The following is a 16,903-nucleotide window of genomic DNA, read 5'->3' as shown; positions in this document are numbered from 1 at the left end:
AAAATAAAAATTTATTATTGTAATTATTAGCACTTCAGCACCAGTACTTATACCAGTGCTAATTGTAAATTTTAGCGGCCTCGGCGACGAAGCTCCTGTGGTGAGAAGTAGCGACTACCAGGCGATGCTTGGCTGAAATCAATCGTCTGAGGCTCTTCATTAAACATGCCTTGAACATGATAACGACGAGCTAAAACATCATGAAATACATCCATACATGTTAGGATAGCTGGTAATTCGTAGAAATTCTTTAAATAAGCCATGCTCACACGCCATAACTGGCCACGTTCGTCATATTGGTCAGCTACGGCAATTGTCCAAGAGTCTTCATCTATATAAAAACGACGCTTGTGATAGATGTGTCGTTTGCCTGGTTTTAAAGTGGCTTCCACTACCCATACACGGTGCTTTTCATAGCGAGCGTAATCTGGGTTAAGGTGGCCTGGCATCAATAGGGATTTAACAGGTACCTCAGGAGTACTAATTACATAGTTATTGTATGGAATGTACTTTTCTTCTTTTCCGACAAGCTTCCAATCGTAACGATCGGGAGAGCCATTATACATATCTGTATCGTCAACCGTACGCAGACCATCAGCGGCTGCAATTGGCGTATCATAGGCCAAGCTTGGCGCTTTACGCACACGTCGCTGACCCGCGTTATAACCCCATGCACGTCGTGGCTGTTTTACCTGATTTAAGTATTCATGGGATAGTACCGCGCCACCAGCTAAACGCGCAGGGGCTTTTGTAAACGAAACATAAGATAGGAAGTTGTTATCAAGTTCTTCCTCAGTAATGCCACGTTCATAATAGTTAAACAGTACTTCTGCTTTTGTTGTGATCAATACATAAGAGCCATCGGTGTGAACGGCCACTTCAGAGCCCTCACGTACCAAGTATTCACCGCGGTAACGGGTGATATGGTTCCACATAACTTCTAGGCTACTTTTTGGAATCGGAAATGGAATCCCGCCCACTGAGTTTTTAACACCAATACCACCCTCTGCTAAAACGGCTTTGGTGGAGTTTTTATAAGTATTATCATAAACCCACTGAGGCGATGCGGCTGTCCTACGGGTTTTATAAATTGGCATTTTGAAGGTGTCAGGGTAGGTCTTAAATAGGGCTTTTTGACCATCCGTCAGAAATTCTTCATATTGTTCTATGTTTTGAGCCGTCACTACAAACAGCGGTTTATCACTAGGGAATGGGTTAACGTGATGTTGTCCTGGCTTTTTATAAGCTTTAGGAGGAAATTGAATACCACCTCGCCATTCAGGTATGGAGCCGTCAGCATTTGCAGTGCGATCACCACCTAAAGGGGTTAAAGTCGTTCCTAATTTAGCTGCTTCTTTAGCGCTAATTTGGGCATGAGCCGATGTGGACAGTCCACATACAATTAATATTGTGGAAAGAAGTAGGCCTGATTTCATCATTTTTATTATTCCTTCAGCCGCGTAGTTTATGCCACGGCCGTATCCGGACAACCAGCACAGAAGCGCCAGCTGGGGTCTTTAGTATTATTTTTATTAGTCAAGCATATAAAATAAACCAGCACCATACAACAAAATACGCCACCGGCTTAGTAAATTTGCATAAAAAAGCCATTAATCGGCCAAAGATTTACTCACCACCTCATAAACATCTTTAGATAAATTTCCTCTGGAGGCAATTTTCTCCAGTGCTTGCTTCATTTTTGAGCTATTTGGTTGTGCTATACGCTTCCATTTAGTTAAAGGCCCCAATAGACGAGATGCAATTTGTGGGTTAAGGGCATCTAGTTCAATGATGCGATCCGCCAGCCAATTGTACCCCAAGCCATCTTGGGCATGATAGTGCCTTAAATTTTGCCCAGCAAAAGCACCAATTACAGCGCGAACCTTGTTAGGGTTTTTAATATCAAATGCAGGATGGCTCAATAAAGCATTAGCCCCTGCCACCCCGTCAATATAATCACTTGCAGCCTGTAGTGACAACCACATATTGGTTACAAGTACATCTTCTTTCCATTGCTCATAAAAAGAAGCCAATGCTTTTTGAGCTTTTTCTTGATGATTTGAGTTCACCAAAGCGGATAGCCCTGTGTACTGATCCGTCATATTATCAGCCATTTCAAACTGAGTCTGCGCAATAGCTGAGTAATCTTTGCTTTGTGCCTGAATCATATATTGCAAACAAAGGTTCTTCAATGTCCGCTTAGCCATAGCGTCATGGGTCGGCTCATATGGCCCACTTACCTGACAAGCTACATATATTTCATTGAACTCATTGTGCAATTTGTCACTTATTGCTTGTTTAACAAAGGTTCTGGCCGTGTATAAAGCATGCACTTGAGCTTGAGGTTGCTGCTCAATTAAATAGGCCAAACTAGGAAGACTTAACATTTGTGCCTGCTTAGCTAAATCGTCAGACAATTCAGCCACCCATTTTGCATACACAGCCAACAGGTTTTCATCCATTTTAAGATCTGTACCTGCCAATACATCTTGGGAAAGGGACAAAATAACACTGGTAGCTAGGGTTTGACCGGCATCCCACTGATTAAAGCCATCGCTATCATGGGCCATCAAATGCATTAACTGTTCAGGTTGGTAGTCATAATTCAATTTTACTGGTGCGCTAAAGCCACGCAGCATAGATGGCACAGGCGCCGTTTTTACTCCTTCAAATTCAAAGGTTTCTTCATGCTGGGTCACATTAATAACTTGGGTAGCGTCATTAAATGCTGAACTATTGCAGCTAAGGGTTAAATCCTTACCTGCACTATCCAATAAGCCAATAGCAAATGGAATATGATAGGGTTTCTTGATATCCGTCTCTGATGTATCTCGACAGGTTTGTTTGATGGTTAAGGCATAGGTTTGAGCGCTTTCATTGTAGCTATCGCTCACCCAAAGCTCAGGGGTTCCGGCTTGGTGATACCAGTGTCTGAACTGGCTAAGATCCTTGCCTGATGCGTCTTCCATGGCTTTCACGAAATGCTCAGTGGTAACAGCTTGACCATCATGGCGTTCGAAATACAAATCTGAACCTTTTCTGAACAAACTTTCACCTAATATATTATGAATCATGCGTACAACTTCAGCGCCTTTTTCATAAATGGTTAAGGTGTAAAAATTAGATATTTCAATAAACGAAGCGGGTAAAATCGGATGGGCCATCGGGCCAGCATCTTCTGCGAATTGAGCTGTTCTTAATAATGATACATCTTCAATTCGCTTAACCGTACGCGAACCCATATCCGCTGAAAATTCTGAATCTCTAAATACAGTAAATCCTTCTTTCAGGCTTAATTGAAACCAATCACGACAAGTTACGCGGTTACCCGACCAGTTATGAAAATACTCATGGGCTACGATGGCTTCGATACGCTGAAAAGTAGCATCTGTAGCGGTTTTTGGATTAGCCAGCACACAAGATGAGTTGAAAATATTTAAGCTTTTGTTTTCCATTGCGCCCATATTAAAGGCGTCAACCGCAACAATGTTGAATATGTTTAAGTCATATTCACGACCATATACTTCTTCATCCCATTTCATTGAACGCTTTAACGCACCCATTGCATAGTCACATTTATCTATGTTTTGCGGCTCTACATAAATACGCAGTGTGACATCTACGCCACTCATTGTAGTGAAGGTGTCTTCAATGTGCTGTAAGTCCCCAGCAACTAATGCGAATAGGTAACACGGTTTTTTATGGGGGTCATGCCAAGTGGCACTGTGACGGCCATCTGATTCGTCTTGAGTGGCAACTAAATTACCATTCGATAATAATACAGGGTAAGCGGATTTATCAGCGGTAATATGTACGGTATAGACGCTCATGACATCTGGGCGATCTAAGAAATAGGTAATGCGTCGGAACCCTTCCGCCTCACACTGAGTACAAAACATGTCCGATGACTTATATAAACCCTCTAAGGCGGTATTTTCTTGAGGCTTGATCTTTGTTTGTATTGATAACGTAAAGTCATCCGGCAATGCAGCTATGGTCAAGCTTTCATCTTGTAATGCGTACTGATCCTCACTTAATATTTGATCATTTACTTTTACCCACATCAGTTCTAAATCTTGGCCATTTAACTCAAGTGGCGCAGGCTGATTTTGGGTTTGCTTCATTTTAAGAATAGAGGTTACTAGCGTGTATTCTTCATATAAATCAAAGGTAAAGTGAGTGCTTTCGATTTCAAAGCTAGGAGCCTGATAATCTTTCAAAAAAATGGCTTTAGGTTCTGCGTTTTTCATGGTTTATCCTTAATCCGCCATTAACATTCAATGCTAACTAAATAAGAGGTATATTTACGTAAATTAATTACCCCAGTGTCCAAAATCAAATACTGCCCTTTAATACCCATTAACTTACCTTGGGCAATGGGATTTTTATCAAGATTCAAACTCGCCACTTTAGTTGGATACTGCTCAACCGGATAAGCAAAATTGTGCTGCTCGCCATCATAAAGTAATTGCACCGCTTGTAAGCCATAATGAGACTGTAGCTCTTCAATTTCTTCATGGCACATTTCGAACAACTCGTCTCTTTTTTGCGAGAGATTTAAATCTTCTGCATCTTGTTTAAGCAGTGTCCGCCAATTGGTTTTATCTGCAACATGCTGTTTAAAAATTACTTCCAATAAACCAGACAGCTGTCGGGTTTCTACTCGCGCAATAGGTAACGCCTGCATTGCCCCTTGATCCAACCATCGAGTTGGAATTTGGCTATGACGAGTAATACCTACCTTAATACCGGAAGAATTAGCAAGATACACAATATGATCTTGCATACAAAATTCTTCACCCCATTTGGGCTCGCGGCATGTGCCTTTGTCATAATGACACTTTTCTGGGCTCATGATACAAGTATCACATTGCGCTAAGCGTGAAAAACAAGGGTAGCAATACCCTTGAGCGAAACTTTTTTTACTGACTCGCCCACAAGCTTGGCAGTGAATATCACCAAGGTATTCTATAGTTATCGGCTGACCGAGCATTTCATTAATAGGAATCAACTGTTCATCAAGCTTGATGGAATATTGAGCTACTTCCCCATCAGCCGAAATGTGCATTTTTGATAAATGACCTTGGTACTTCATTACTCATTAAGCCTTAATATTCTTATTATTCGATGATTTTGATGGTTTGAGTATCATCGCCGCCAGAGGGTTTCTTTTTGCGCTTATTGGTCATATCCACATAACCCACTCGTTCTGTTTCTGGGATATTATTCAGGTGTTCGTAACGAATCATGGCTTCTAAAGAGTATTCTTTTTGCTCAGGAGTTACAGCTCGTCCATCCCCCCAACGACCCAGTTCAAGGGCTTGCTTCATATTGTTATAAATAGCGGGCGTCATGGACGCGATTAATTGTTCAATATCCATAGTGACTCTTTTTTACAAAAATAAAATACACAAAAAACAAAGCGGCTCCGCTCAATAACCCACTCAAGTGAGCTGCATTGGCCATAGAGCCTAAGCCAACCGCTTGAAATATGGGTGTATACCCTAAAACTAACCAACCAATGGCCAAGTAAAATAAACCTTTGGGCACCATTAAGTTACGAAGGAGCCATTGATAACAAAAGGCAAAACCAATTAAGCCATACACGACACCCGACAGCCCACCAAATAACGGCCCAGACAACCATAACTGACAATAATTACTTATTAATGCCACCAATAAGACGAGACCCATATAGGCAAAAAATGGCAACTTACGTTCAAGTAAGGAACCTAAATACCAGCAAGACAAGCTATTAAAGACCAAATGCTCCACACCAAAATGAAGAAAAATAGGGCTAATACTGTGCCAAATCACACTCAATCCATCATAGGGAATCCAAGATCTTGGGTAATATTGGATTTGTGCAATAAAAAACCAATCTAAAAACAGCTCCCCAAGTTGTGTTAGCATCGCCACCATCAAACTAGCGACAATCAACCCTGTAGTGATAGGTAACTGCTTGATGTTTTCAATAGTCAAAGTATGTTGCTTTTGCCTTCTATACCCTTGTTTATAGGCTTCATAGGCTTGTGCTACCGCCGTTGTTAGAGTTGGATCTTGTAGCCAAAGGGACAATTGCCCACCCTCTTCACGCACTTCATACTTTACGTCTTTCTCTTGCAACTCTTTGAGCAGTGGCTCAATGGGGTATTGGTCCTCACAGTGGCAAGCTAAATACATAGGGTTAATCTTCTTTACGCTCAACACGCAACCAGCAAAATTTATCTGGGTCTAAGCGTTTTTCATCGTCCATTCTGTAAGCTACTAAACGTCCGTATTTCACAGCACTGTAGTCTAGACAGGCAATATTATGGGTGATTGGCCCCGGAATGCCTTTCATCCAATAATGCCCAATGAATAACGGTTTCTCGTATGGACCGTAATACAACAGCTCTTTTCGGTCGTTAGCCGTAATGGGTTTTTCAGCAATGTCTTCTGGCAATGGATCTGGCTGAAACACGATGTCATCGTAAACTTCTGGCTCGCTCTCCCAGAACTTGGTTCTAAAAAAATGTCTTACAAATCCATCTTTTGCAGTAATACTACGTCCATCGGGCAGTTTTAATGCTGTCCCACGGGTTAAGCGATCCACCAATTGGCCTTCAAAAGACTCCCGATCCATAGACGCATGCAGAAACTCTTCATCCATAGTTGTGCGACGATAACGACCTTTCATCTCGCTAATTAACTGATGGTCCCAACACGCGTGCACCGTCCGAAAATGTTCAAATTCAGCATACAAAGGAAGCGTAAGAAACCAATCAAGATAATCACGCCATTCTTGCGGATAAGGCTCAAATTGACGGATGGTCTGCTCCACAATAAAGGTATTTCGTGCAGTATGTTCCCTTAAATACGGGTGCTCACTGCCCGACCTTGACGGCGTACAATAGGCTAATACATTGTATTCATGATTCCCCATTACCATGTGAGCATGACCATGCTCTACCATGTCACGTACAACACTTAACGCTAAGCGGATATTAGGGCCACGATCCACGATATCACCAATGAAGACCACTACGCGCCCCTTAGGGTGCTGATAGACGCCATTGACCTTTCGATAACCCATCTGCTCAAGCAGGTGGCACAAGGTGACACCACAGCCATGAACATCGCCGATCAGGTCATAGCCCTGAACCGCCCCCATATTAGGCTTCCCCGTACTGGGTTGCCCAGCCTAACTTGGTACGACAAGTATCATAAAAATCATGATCAAGCGGGTGAATCAAGCGTGCTTTATGCGCCATTTTACGGATAGTAACGGAATCCCCAGGGGCTGCGGTAATGTGCACCTGACCATCACAACTGATTTGAGGGTAGACATCGATATCTTCGCTAATGGTGATTTTCACCTCACTATTGGCGTCTATTACTATGGGTCTGCTGCTCAAGGTGTGAGGAAACATAGGAACAAGTGCCACAGCATCCAATTTAGGGTGCATAATCGGGCCACCACCACTTAACGAATAGGCTGTAGAACCTGTTGGTGTGCTGACAATCATGCCATCACTTCGCTGGTGATAAACAAATTGCCCTTCAATCGATAAATCAAAAGCAATCATACGCGCCGATTTACCTGGGTGAAGAATCACATCGTTCAAAGCTTCACCGTAACCGATGGGTTCACCATTACGTTTTACTTCTGCCTCAAGCATGAAGCGACGCTCGGTGATGTACTCACCTTGTAGTACTTGGCCTACTTTTTCTTCTAAGTTTTCAGGGCTGATGTCTGTTAAGAATCCAAGACGACCACGGTTAACCCCTAAAATAGGAACATTAGATTTCACTAACGCACGTGCTGCGCCCAATAAGCTACCATCACCGCCAACAACGATCACAAGATCACAGATCTCGCCCATCATCTTTGGGCTGCAAACCTGCAAACCATGACCCATCATCACAGAAGCGATTTGCTCTTCAAGAATGATATTGATACCTTCATCCGCTAAAAAACGACGCAGCCGTTTGATGGTTTCCACCACTTTTGCGCTGTTTAATCGGCCGATGATGCCAATATTACGAAATTCATCCATTTGAGTACCACAAACTTGATATAAATTATGGTGAGTTTATACCATAAACCCACTGAAAAATGGACTGGGAATCGCAATCTATGGCATACCAATCGACACACGTACGTCACTTAGCATGGTGTTTATTTAGCGAACCCATGGCTAAAATTTATGACATTGCGAATTTATCCATCAAGCCTAGTTCAGATCTGCTGCAATGGCTTAAAGCTCAGGATGAAAATCCATCATCAATAAATGCCTATATAAACACTCATAATGCTCGATTACTGGGCAGCTATTTCGAGTGTTTATGGCAGTATTACTTCACTCATGCACCTAAGTGCCGGTTATTTCAGCACCATGTTCAAGTATTTAAGCAAAAACAAACCATCGGCGAATTGGATATATTAGCTGAACATGAGAACGTGCCCTTACACCTAGAACTGGCCGTGAAGTTTTACCTTCTTATGCCACACAAATCTGGCATAAAGTTACACCATTGGCTTGGGCCGCAAAGCCATGACAGGCTGGATAAAAAACTAAGCATTCTTGCAGGCAAGCAGTTTCCTTTACTGTACAACTCTGTCACCACACAAAAATTGCAAGAACTTGATATAAACTTACCCTATACCCAAGCTTTGGCATTAAAAGGATATTTATTCACACCACTTAAACAAACAGAATATGTCTTTCATCCAAGTATCAACCCCAATGTTAATACAGGAAAATGGCTGCATGTTAAGCAGATCAATGAGTTGCTTGAACACCCTTCACGCTGGTCAATCCTTGAGAAGAAAAATTGGCTAGGGCCCTATCAAAAAACAGAAAGTGATTCCCGAGATAGTTACGATAATGCACAGGTAAAAAAAAACATTGAAGAGCATTTCAATGAGCAAGCTTATGCTTACGCATTACTACTTATAAAACTGGATCAACAAAACAAAGAAGTGGAACGCTACATGGTGGTTCACGAGCATTGGCCTGAACCACTAACCCTCAAAAAGACAAACTAGGGCGCAATACAAAAGCCGTATTTGATTCACCAAAACTTAATGGCCCTGAATATTTTTCAGTGGTTTCTCTTACAAAACCTAAACCCAAAGACAATACCCAGCCGTAGCCTTTTATGGGCACCTTTTTATCTATGATTAATTGCTGACCAATGGCTCGTCCAGATTTCTGGCTAACACGGTACTTAAATTCAATACCGCCATTTTTCACCCACGAATAAATATCCCCATGAGCCTCCACACGTTCACGTTTAATAGCCACATAGTATTCATCTGTTACAAATGGATTGTCATGAATTTTAGCCCCTACACGAAACGACCAACTTAAAGTGCGATTTTGCGTAATCCGATCACCTTTAATCTTCCATTCAAACTCCCCCCAGCGATCATCGACCAGTTCATTGCGTCGAATATGCAAATGCCCATAACTGGCTAAATATCCCATAAACCCCTTACTTTCAGATTCACTTTGACCTGCTGAGCGATATTTCACCATATTGCCTAAGAACAAAGACACGGCATAAGGCTCCTCAAAGCCTGCTGTCACCACCTCCACTAAATTAAGCTCTTGTGTGATATTCATGTCTTCATAAATACCACTGGCATCATCACTTTTTAAAATAACCCCAAGTAAGGGCATGGGGTTAACACTGGCTTCTACCAAGACAAAACGAGGCAAATAAGAACTGAAAAAAAGATTTGAATATACTTGAGCTTCTGTACGCTCACCAAGCTCAGGAATGGGGGAATCATCTAAAGATTGGTAATAAGCGATATTGCTGTAGTAGGGATCTAGCTCGTACTCCCATTCACCGGCCGCCCACAGCTGGAATGGTAAACAACCCCCAATGATCATGATTAATAAACGCATTTATTCCCCAAGGTGGTTAAATATCAGAGCCACTTAAAAAGTGTAGAAGGCTTTAGTGGTAAGTAGGGAATTTCAGACGATTCTTTACTAAAAATACACAAACCAGCGCCAACCCACATAAGCCACCAATTAAGTGGGCATCCACATACACATGCCCCCCTATGGCCGCACTCACACCGGTATCCTGATAATATCCACTTTGCTCCCAAAACAATTTCACAATAATAATTAACATGAGGAGGTGACGACGCCACAAATCAAGGGACTGGCTAAAATACGCCCCAAGAATAAACAAACCATGTAATACACCCGATGCACCAACATAATAATAGGTGCCGCTTTCGAACATGATATAAATAGAGATCAAAAAGCTTGATGCAAGATAAAACAACAACCAATTAATTACTCGTCCAGCTGGGTTCATCGCAGCTAGTAACAAAAAACCTAACCCATTTAATAACCCGTGAATCCACCCTAAGTGCATAAAATGAGCAGTCAATAAACGCCAATACTCACCCTGAGCAATCGCACCCTCATCATATCTTAAGAGACTTTTTAACCATGGATTACTTGCAACAAGTAACAACACAAATGCGGCAAACACCAAAGGCCATACAGAAAGGGAGTAACGATTAAATAAAGTGAACATGTATTGTCATCTGGAAAAAATGAAACTGTAACAATTTGTCATTAGAACACAATACGAAGGGAGATTGAAAAACGAAAAGCAGAGCAAAAACAAAATAGTGCCGACTATCGAACTTCCTGACCCTATTTTGTCCTGCCCTTCCTAAAAATCTAGCAAGCTTTAAGCACTCTGCCACGCTCTATGGCGATTTTGACAGGTTTTGTCTGCTTAAAGCGAGGGCTTATAGCCAAATCAAAGTATCAATTAAAATTTAATAATTGGATGTCTAATTTTTTACGAAAATGCCCGACTTTGACTGGCGGCTAATGCTTTATCTAAACCACCCATCGCTGCCAATAGAGACTGACAAAATGGAATAAGCCAATTGCAACTTAAAGCAAACTCATGAGCGAAACGCGCATCTTGCGAGTCGCTATCCCCTGGTGCCTCTTCTTGTTCCAGTAATAATTTTATGCGTTTAATTGAAAGATCATCTTGCAATAAAAAACTGACGTTTTCTCGCCAAATTAAGTGCAATTTATTGACGATTTTACCCGCATCAAGATGTACATTCAGTTCGTCAGTTAATAAATCATGATTGCGTGCACGCACTAGCGCCCCTTCTGCATCCTGTAATTCCACTTCTTCACCCAAAGCCCAGTCTTGAGGTAATGACAATGGGTTACTTAACCAGCTCGTCATAACATGACTTGGGGAATTATCTGAGTTTACCAATGAGATCGGTAAGCCATCTAAGCTATCCCTTAAATAAGCGGTCACATCATCAGCACTTTTGGCACTGCCAGATAGCACCATTAACCAGCCTTGCTTTGGAAAAATCAATACAGGGGTACGGCTGGATTTTGTAAAGGCCTTAGGTAGCAGGGCTTGAGTTAAGTCTTCTTTCAATTGTTGGCGTATTTTACGACTTGGGCTAAACCCTTCTGCCTGTTCAAACTCTTCAATTTTTACTTGTAAGTATTCATTAACCACTGAAGCAGGCAACAAGCGTTTCTCTTGCTTAAGCATCAAAAGTTGCGCGCCATGAGCTTCATATACCAATTCGCCTGAACTCACCGCACTTACCCAGCCTTGGGAAGATAACTGTTGAGACATGCACGGCTCAAACGGTTTACTCTCAAGCTTTTTTTCAAAATCAACTCGATCTGGAAGGGGCTTGTTTAAAACATACCAATAAAAATTACGAACCTGCATATACGACCTCTTTGTGGTCGCGCATTATGCACAAAGCCAAGCAATGAAGACAAGGTGCGCGTACCCCTAAATGGGGATTAGTCGTCTTTTTGATAATGGGACAAGAAAACAGCTTGCCCCATTCTCTGTATTTGCATATCAATCATGGCCTGAAAGGGCTTCATAAGCCGACTATATTGATCTGAACCATCTAATAGCTCACACGCCAGCGCCACTGCTTCTAGTGTGGATACGCTACCCTGAACACGACTTGAGCGAATGGTATACTGACTGGCCTCTTGGCCTTCTAAACGCACACTTGGTAACTGTGATAGCCATGGATTCATATGCCATATACGCTTTGCTTTACGCCATGTGCCATCTATAAATATTAACGTCTTGATGTGCTCTGTATCAGTAACTGGTTGTCCAGATTGCCAAGCCTCACTTTGCTCACTAGGAAAAATTACACGACACGAATCTGGCCGAGATAAGCATTCACTTACGATGGGCAACTGGGAGAAGTCTTCTCCTACCAGAACCTCAATAGGCGATAAACACATTTGTAAAATCGGAACCGTGGCTAAAGCCTGTTTTTGCTCAGATGGGTGCTGTAGAATCACCACCCGACACGGGGCCTGAACACTGACTAAGTGCGGGCATAAACATACTGATGGTGGTCGGCCACAGTGATTACAACGTTCTCTTGGCATATTGCTCGATGCAGATTTTATATCAGGATAAACACATATTAGTGATCAACAAGCCCAGTGGCTTGTTATCTCAACCGGGCAGTCTTGATGATAGTGTCACCACTGAACTTGAAAAAACATTTGAGTTTCTAGGTGTGGTACACCGCTTAGATCAAGCCACCTCTGGCATTATGATTTTAGCATTAAACCCTAAGGCATTGTCCCATTTAGCTAAACAGTTTCAATTTCGCACCACGTTTAAAGTATATGAAGCACAGGTATTTGGTCGATTAGCCGCCGATATGGGGCATATAGATTTACCTTTGCGTTGTGACTGGCCCAACCGTCCAAGGCAAGAAGTTCACACAGAAGGCAAAGCTTCCCTTACCCATTGGCAGTGTATTGATAGAAACCAAAGTACCAGCCGAGTGATATTAATTCCGCACACAGGGCGCAGCCACCAATTACGAGTACACTTAGCCAGTATGGGGCATCCGATCATAGGAGATTATTTTTATGCTCATGAAACCGCCTTAAACATGAGTGAGCGATTGCACTTACACGCAAAGGAATTAACCATTAACCATCCAATCACCAATCAACGGTTGCACTTTTTTAGTGAAGCGCCGTTTTAATTATTGATCACCTAACGGCGTCGCAGAATTTTTAGCCATACACAAATCGATAAAATCTTGAGGCAATACCGGAGTCGGCTTTTTATCCTCACCAATCGCTACAAAACTGAATACACCAGTGATGGCTTTCTCACAGCCGTCTTGATACAAACCTTCCACATACATATCAACACGTACTTTTAAACTGGTACGTCCGACATGGCTCACTTGAGCAATTAATTCGACCACTGACCCAGCTGGCACTGGGTGCTTAAAATCAATTTTATCTGAGCTTACTGTCACTAGGCGCTGTCGACTAAAACGTGTTGCGGCAATAAACGACACTTCATCCATCCATTGCAATGCGGTACCGCCAAACAAGGTGTCATGGTGATTTGTCGTATCTGGGAAGACTGCTTTTGTCACGTGAGTAATGGCTAGCGATTTACGTTGTTCTATTATTTCATCCAGAGTCATGTACTCACCTTTACTACAAATCACTATTCTATGAAAAGCCAATTAAACAACCATTGAGAAGCTTTTATGGTCATATGCAAATTTAGCTTTATGAATGTTGAGCTATAAATTCAGACACCACACAGGATATTTCATCTATATCTCCATCAATATGCAAGTGGTGCGAGCCTTTGAACCAGTGTAGCGTATGCTCACAAGTCAGGTGTTGCCAACGCTGTTGTATTGTTTCTTCTGTAAATAATCCACCATCAGCAAACACCCCCAGCACAGGGCACTTAATGGCAGAGATGAAACTGGCAATTAAATCTTCAGTTAAACGCATCATAGAAGAATAGCGTAACCGCTTATCGTTTATCCAAGCATAACCCTCTTCTGATTTAGACAAGCCCCGCTCAACAATTTTTTTAGCCGATTCAGGCTTCAGTTTTAATGAGCCATTTAAACGGGCCTGCACAAAAATATCACTACTGGGTTTGGTAGCTTGCTCGAAGTTATGCGCTTTCATGCTTAAGATAGCTTTAGCTAATCGTTCTGGCGCTGTTTCTGTATCACCGGATGCAGGCCCAATGGCCTCAACTAGCGTTAAGCTTATTAAACGATCAGGAAAGGTTCCCGCATATAAAGTTGCCATGGCAGCACCCATTGAGTGGGCCAGAATATGACATTGCTCCCAACCTAGCGCATCTAAAATGTGCTCGATATCTTCTACCCCCGCCCACACATGGTAATGCTGATGAGCAGGCCAATGACCACTTAATCCATGACCGGGTAAATCCACAGCAATGACATTGCACTGAGTAAGTGCTGGCGCTAAGCTGGAAAAGGTTTCAGCATTATCGAGCCATCCATGTAACGCTAAGACTTTCGGCCCATCTGGATTACCCCATTGTAAGCCGTGAATTTCAATGCCTTTAATTTTTATATCAATGGGATTAGGTGTCATAAGGACTCAATAATTTCGTTTATTTTACTTGCCGTTTGCTCAGGAAATTCTAAGGGAAATAAGTGTCCACCTTGCATTTTATGGGTTTCAAACCCCATTTTATTCATGGCTTTAATGATTCCTGGGCGTACCACATTGCTGTGTTCTCCATATAAAAACGTGCCCGGTACTGCCTGTAAATCTTTTACGTGTTTAATGGTATGGGGGATAGTTCGGTAAATGGCTAGCTCTGTTTCGGCGCTGTATCTTAGATGAACACCGTCATGAGCTTGAACCGTACCGTGTATTACGTAATCCTTAAGGCATCTTGGGTCCGCTTGTTTGAACAAGCTTTTACCTGAAAAATAATCCATTGCATGATCATGACTATCAAAGGTTTCTAATCGCCCTGAGGTGCGCCCTGCTGGGGTGATCTTATCAATAAAATTGAAACGCTTAGCTAGCCCAACCAATTTAGAAGTCATATTATCAATTAACGCAGGGTCTAATAGAATTAAGTGTTTAAATAGCTCTGGGCGCTGTCTTGCAGCTAAATAAATTAACCCACCACCTAAACTATGACCAATAGCCACCACTGGTTGGTTATGTGACTGCTCAATTTGCTCGATGAGTTCATCAACTAAATAAGACCAGTGGTCTGTAACTGGATACGCTTGTTGATGACCATACATATCTAAATACGCCACAGAGTGTCGCTTTGACAATGCCTCTAACATGACGTTGTAGCTTTTTGCAGGAAAGCCATTGGCATGACAAAAATGTAAATGTTCGGTACTCATTCCCATGGACTCACTTTCAAACTGGGTGGTGTCACTGCGTAACCTTGTTGTCGCAATAAATTAATTAGGCCATTTTTCCCCGGTAGGTGTAAAGCGCCTACAGCGATAAACACTCTTCCATTACTCAACTGAGGTAATATGCGCTCCATCATTTTATGATTACGCTGATCAATCAGTGCATACATAAGACGCTGAGTCAGTGCATCATCTTTGCTTTGTAGCTCCATGCTTCGGCGGTAGATTTCATCCAAATTCCCACTTAAATACGCTTGTACCAACTTCTCGTTAAGTTCTTGTACAACAGGTAAAAAATCCATTGAATCTGTTAGTAAGGTAATCTGATCAGAGGTACTTAAATTATCAAATACCGATAGCTGTTCTTGTAAGGTTTCGAGCGCACAGAGCTTTTTATATTGATGTATCCCCCAGTGATAGAGTTGTTCGTCCAATGCATAGCCACCATGGCTTTCTGGACGACTCAACACCACCATAGCGGCCCAAGGCTTAAGGTGAGCAGCCTCCAAGGGTGAAATACCTAGTTTATTCAATGATAGGCTTAAACGATTAAATAATGACTCTCCCAATATTTCATCTAAAAACTGTCCATCCGGCAATAGCATGGCGCGGCCTATACCTACTTGCATTTCACGGTCAGGTAAAATTTCTAAACACAAGGTTTTAGCTTCACTAAATCTTTGCGTGACTTCAGCATTTAATTTTTTAACACGCTTATCGTCTATGTGAATGGTGCCAAATAAAAAGGAAGGTGGTTGTTGGGGCTTATGGATACGCCAGAGTAAACCCGGCCCCACATCTGCCAGAGAAATGCCTGTATAAACAGAAATTAATAGGAAGATAAAATATTGATAAATGTTCCGCATTGGCTTGCAAACACCTCAGCTTCAATTGCAACAATAGCAGCAGTATCCACATGCCTACCACGAGTATGGCCATCACATAAGTGGGTAGCTAATCGCCCAGCAAAGGTTTGATGACATACAATTAATATATTTAAATCATCACCTTTTAGAGTTAATAGTTCATCTAAGGCTGGCTGGGTGTCTACATCAGGGGTTACCCAATCAACTGTTTTACAACTGCCATAAATAAGGCCTTGAGATTTCAATTCGTCAAACGTTTGCTGAGCACGCAAATACGGGCTAACAAAAACATGGGTAAAAGCCTGTTGAGATAAATGCTGAAAATTGATTTTTGCTTGCTGGCGGCCAGTATTGGTCAAAGGCCGCTGTTGATCAGTAGGCGCCATGGATTTAGCTTGCCCATGGCGCATAATCCAAAGTTTATGCATCACCTTGGTCTTCAGGCTTTTCTGCTTTAGCGGAGGTTTTTTTCACCACTTTACGCGTGGTTTTACGTCGAGAGGTTTTAACCGGAGCCACTTTCTCTGGCCAATCACTAAATGGGTAGGGTTTCTCTTCTGTATTGTAACTTAGGTAATTGATAATCTGCGCTACATATAAGCTTAGACCATTGGCAAACTTCCTAAGCCCCTGATTAGCATCACCGCTAAGTAGCACATATAACCACTGGCTAATGGCCACTAATAAAACCAAAATATCTACGATGCGGTAAACTACAAAAAACAACACCATAAATACGCTACGCAGCCAAAAAGACTCAGATTTAATACTGTCTTTCCATTGATTATCCATTTGC

General features: G+C 42.1%; 19 protein-coding genes. 2 read left to right on the top strand and 17 right to left on the bottom strand.

Annotation, left to right across the window (positions count from 1 at the left end; translation table 11 throughout):
• Positions 1 to 71: 71 nt before the first annotated feature.
• The 7 genes from ABWV45_RS10735 to ABWV45_RS10705 form a co-directional block, all read right to left on the bottom strand.
• Positions 72 to 1,439 (bottom strand): DUF1329 domain-containing protein, encoded by a 1,368-nt coding sequence (locus ABWV45_RS10735; RefSeq protein WP_353351486.1) that lies wholly within the window; start codon positions 1,437 to 1,439, stop codon positions 72 to 74.
• 171 nt (positions 1,440 to 1,610) lie between these two features.
• Positions 1,611 to 4,250, bottom strand: coding sequence for an aminopeptidase N (gene pepN, locus ABWV45_RS10730; RefSeq protein WP_353351484.1), 2,640 nt, complete (start codon positions 4,248 to 4,250; stop codon positions 1,611 to 1,613).
• Between the two features lie 20 nt (positions 4,251 to 4,270).
• Positions 4,271 to 5,095: a DUF2797 domain-containing protein gene (locus ABWV45_RS10725; RefSeq protein ID WP_353351482.1), complete on the bottom strand. Its 825-nt coding sequence runs from the start codon at positions 5,093 to 5,095 to the stop codon at positions 4,271 to 4,273.
• Positions 5,096 to 5,120: 25 nt separating this feature from the next.
• Complete coding sequence (locus ABWV45_RS10720; RefSeq protein WP_353351480.1) at positions 5,121 to 5,381, bottom strand: YeaC family protein; 261 nt, start codon at positions 5,379 to 5,381, stop codon at positions 5,121 to 5,123.
• Complete coding sequence (locus tag ABWV45_RS10715; protein ID WP_353351478.1) at positions 5,371 to 6,210, bottom strand: rhomboid family intramembrane serine protease; 840 nt, start codon at positions 6,208 to 6,210, stop codon at positions 5,371 to 5,373. Before ABWV45_RS10715 ends, ABWV45_RS10720 begins: the two co-directional genes overlap by 11 nt.
• Positions 6,188 to 7,153, bottom strand: a complete 966-nt coding sequence (locus ABWV45_RS10710) for a metallophosphoesterase (RefSeq protein ID WP_353351476.1) — start codon at positions 7,151 to 7,153, stop codon at positions 6,188 to 6,190. The genes ABWV45_RS10715 and ABWV45_RS10710 overlap by 23 nt, the downstream gene beginning before the upstream one ends.
• Position 7,154: 1 nt before the next feature.
• Entirely contained in the window at positions 7,155 to 8,039 is an 885-nt protein-coding gene (locus ABWV45_RS10705; RefSeq protein WP_353351474.1) for an NAD(+) kinase, read from the bottom strand.
• Between the two features lie 80 nt (positions 8,040 to 8,119).
• Between ABWV45_RS10705 and ABWV45_RS10700 the strand changes: the two genes are divergently transcribed.
• Positions 8,120 to 9,031 (top strand): DUF1853 family protein, encoded by a 912-nt coding sequence (locus tag ABWV45_RS10700; protein WP_353351472.1) that lies wholly within the window; start codon positions 8,120 to 8,122, stop codon positions 9,029 to 9,031.
• Here ABWV45_RS10700 and ABWV45_RS10695 read toward each other — a convergent pair.
• The 4 genes from ABWV45_RS10695 to ABWV45_RS10680 form a co-directional block, all read right to left on the bottom strand.
• Positions 9,015 to 9,899 (bottom strand): hypothetical protein, encoded by an 885-nt coding sequence (locus tag ABWV45_RS10695; RefSeq protein ID WP_353351470.1) that lies wholly within the window; start codon positions 9,897 to 9,899, stop codon positions 9,015 to 9,017. The genes ABWV45_RS10700 and ABWV45_RS10695 overlap by 17 nt on opposite strands.
• 52 nt (positions 9,900 to 9,951) lie before the next feature.
• Positions 9,952 to 10,548 carry a rhombosortase gene (rrtA, locus tag ABWV45_RS10690; RefSeq protein ID WP_353351468.1) on the bottom strand — a complete coding sequence of 199 codons (597 nt, stop codon included), beginning with the start codon at positions 10,546 to 10,548 and terminating at the stop codon, positions 9,952 to 9,954.
• Positions 10,549 to 10,821: 273 nt separating this feature from the next.
• Positions 10,822 to 11,742, bottom strand: a complete 921-nt coding sequence (locus ABWV45_RS10685) for a recombination-associated protein RdgC (RefSeq protein ID WP_353351466.1) — start codon at positions 11,740 to 11,742, stop codon at positions 10,822 to 10,824.
• A 77-nt stretch (positions 11,743 to 11,819) separates the two neighbouring features.
• Positions 11,820 to 12,434: a tRNA-uridine aminocarboxypropyltransferase gene (locus ABWV45_RS10680; RefSeq protein WP_353351465.1), complete on the bottom strand. Its 615-nt coding sequence runs from the start codon at positions 12,432 to 12,434 to the stop codon at positions 11,820 to 11,822.
• Positions 12,435 to 12,442: 8 nt separating this feature from the next.
• Between ABWV45_RS10680 and ABWV45_RS10675 the strand changes: the two genes are divergently transcribed.
• Complete coding sequence (locus ABWV45_RS10675) at positions 12,443 to 13,048, top strand: RluA family pseudouridine synthase (protein WP_353351463.1); 606 nt, start codon at positions 12,443 to 12,445, stop codon at positions 13,046 to 13,048.
• On the opposite strand, the gene ABWV45_RS10670 is transcribed toward ABWV45_RS10675, so the two are convergent.
• The 6 genes from ABWV45_RS10670 to ABWV45_RS10645 form a co-directional block, all read right to left on the bottom strand.
• On the bottom strand, positions 13,049 to 13,504 hold the full coding sequence (locus tag ABWV45_RS10670) for an acyl-CoA thioesterase (protein ID WP_353351461.1): 456 nt from the start codon (positions 13,502 to 13,504) through the stop codon (positions 13,049 to 13,051).
• A gap of 88 nt (positions 13,505 to 13,592) precedes the next feature.
• On the bottom strand, positions 13,593 to 14,447 hold the full coding sequence (locus tag ABWV45_RS10665; RefSeq protein WP_353351459.1) for an alpha/beta fold hydrolase: 855 nt from the start codon (positions 14,445 to 14,447) through the stop codon (positions 13,593 to 13,595).
• Positions 14,444 to 15,232 (bottom strand): alpha/beta fold hydrolase, encoded by a 789-nt coding sequence (locus ABWV45_RS10660; RefSeq protein ID WP_353351457.1) that lies wholly within the window; start codon positions 15,230 to 15,232, stop codon positions 14,444 to 14,446. Before ABWV45_RS10660 ends, ABWV45_RS10665 begins: the two co-directional genes overlap by 4 nt.
• Positions 15,223 to 16,107 (bottom strand): TraB/GumN family protein, encoded by an 885-nt coding sequence (locus tag ABWV45_RS10655; protein WP_353351455.1) that lies wholly within the window; start codon positions 16,105 to 16,107, stop codon positions 15,223 to 15,225. The genes ABWV45_RS10660 and ABWV45_RS10655 overlap by 10 nt, the downstream gene beginning before the upstream one ends.
• A complete protein-coding gene (sixA, locus tag ABWV45_RS10650; protein ID WP_353351453.1) occupies positions 16,071 to 16,535 on the bottom strand; it encodes a phosphohistidine phosphatase SixA in 465 nt (154 codons plus the stop codon). Before sixA ends, ABWV45_RS10655 begins: the two co-directional genes overlap by 37 nt.
• Positions 16,528 to 16,899 carry a DUF4389 domain-containing protein gene (locus ABWV45_RS10645; RefSeq protein ID WP_353351451.1) on the bottom strand — a complete coding sequence of 124 codons (372 nt, stop codon included), beginning with the start codon at positions 16,897 to 16,899 and terminating at the stop codon, positions 16,528 to 16,530. Before ABWV45_RS10645 ends, sixA begins: the two co-directional genes overlap by 8 nt.
• Positions 16,900 to 16,903: the final 4 nt, after the last annotated feature.

It is taken from the genome of Oceaniserpentilla sp. 4NH20-0058 (assembly GCF_040371755.1).
GTDB lineage: Bacteria > Pseudomonadota > Gammaproteobacteria > Pseudomonadales > Oceanobacteraceae > Bermanella.
This window is presented reverse-complemented; position numbering and strand designations above follow the sequence as displayed.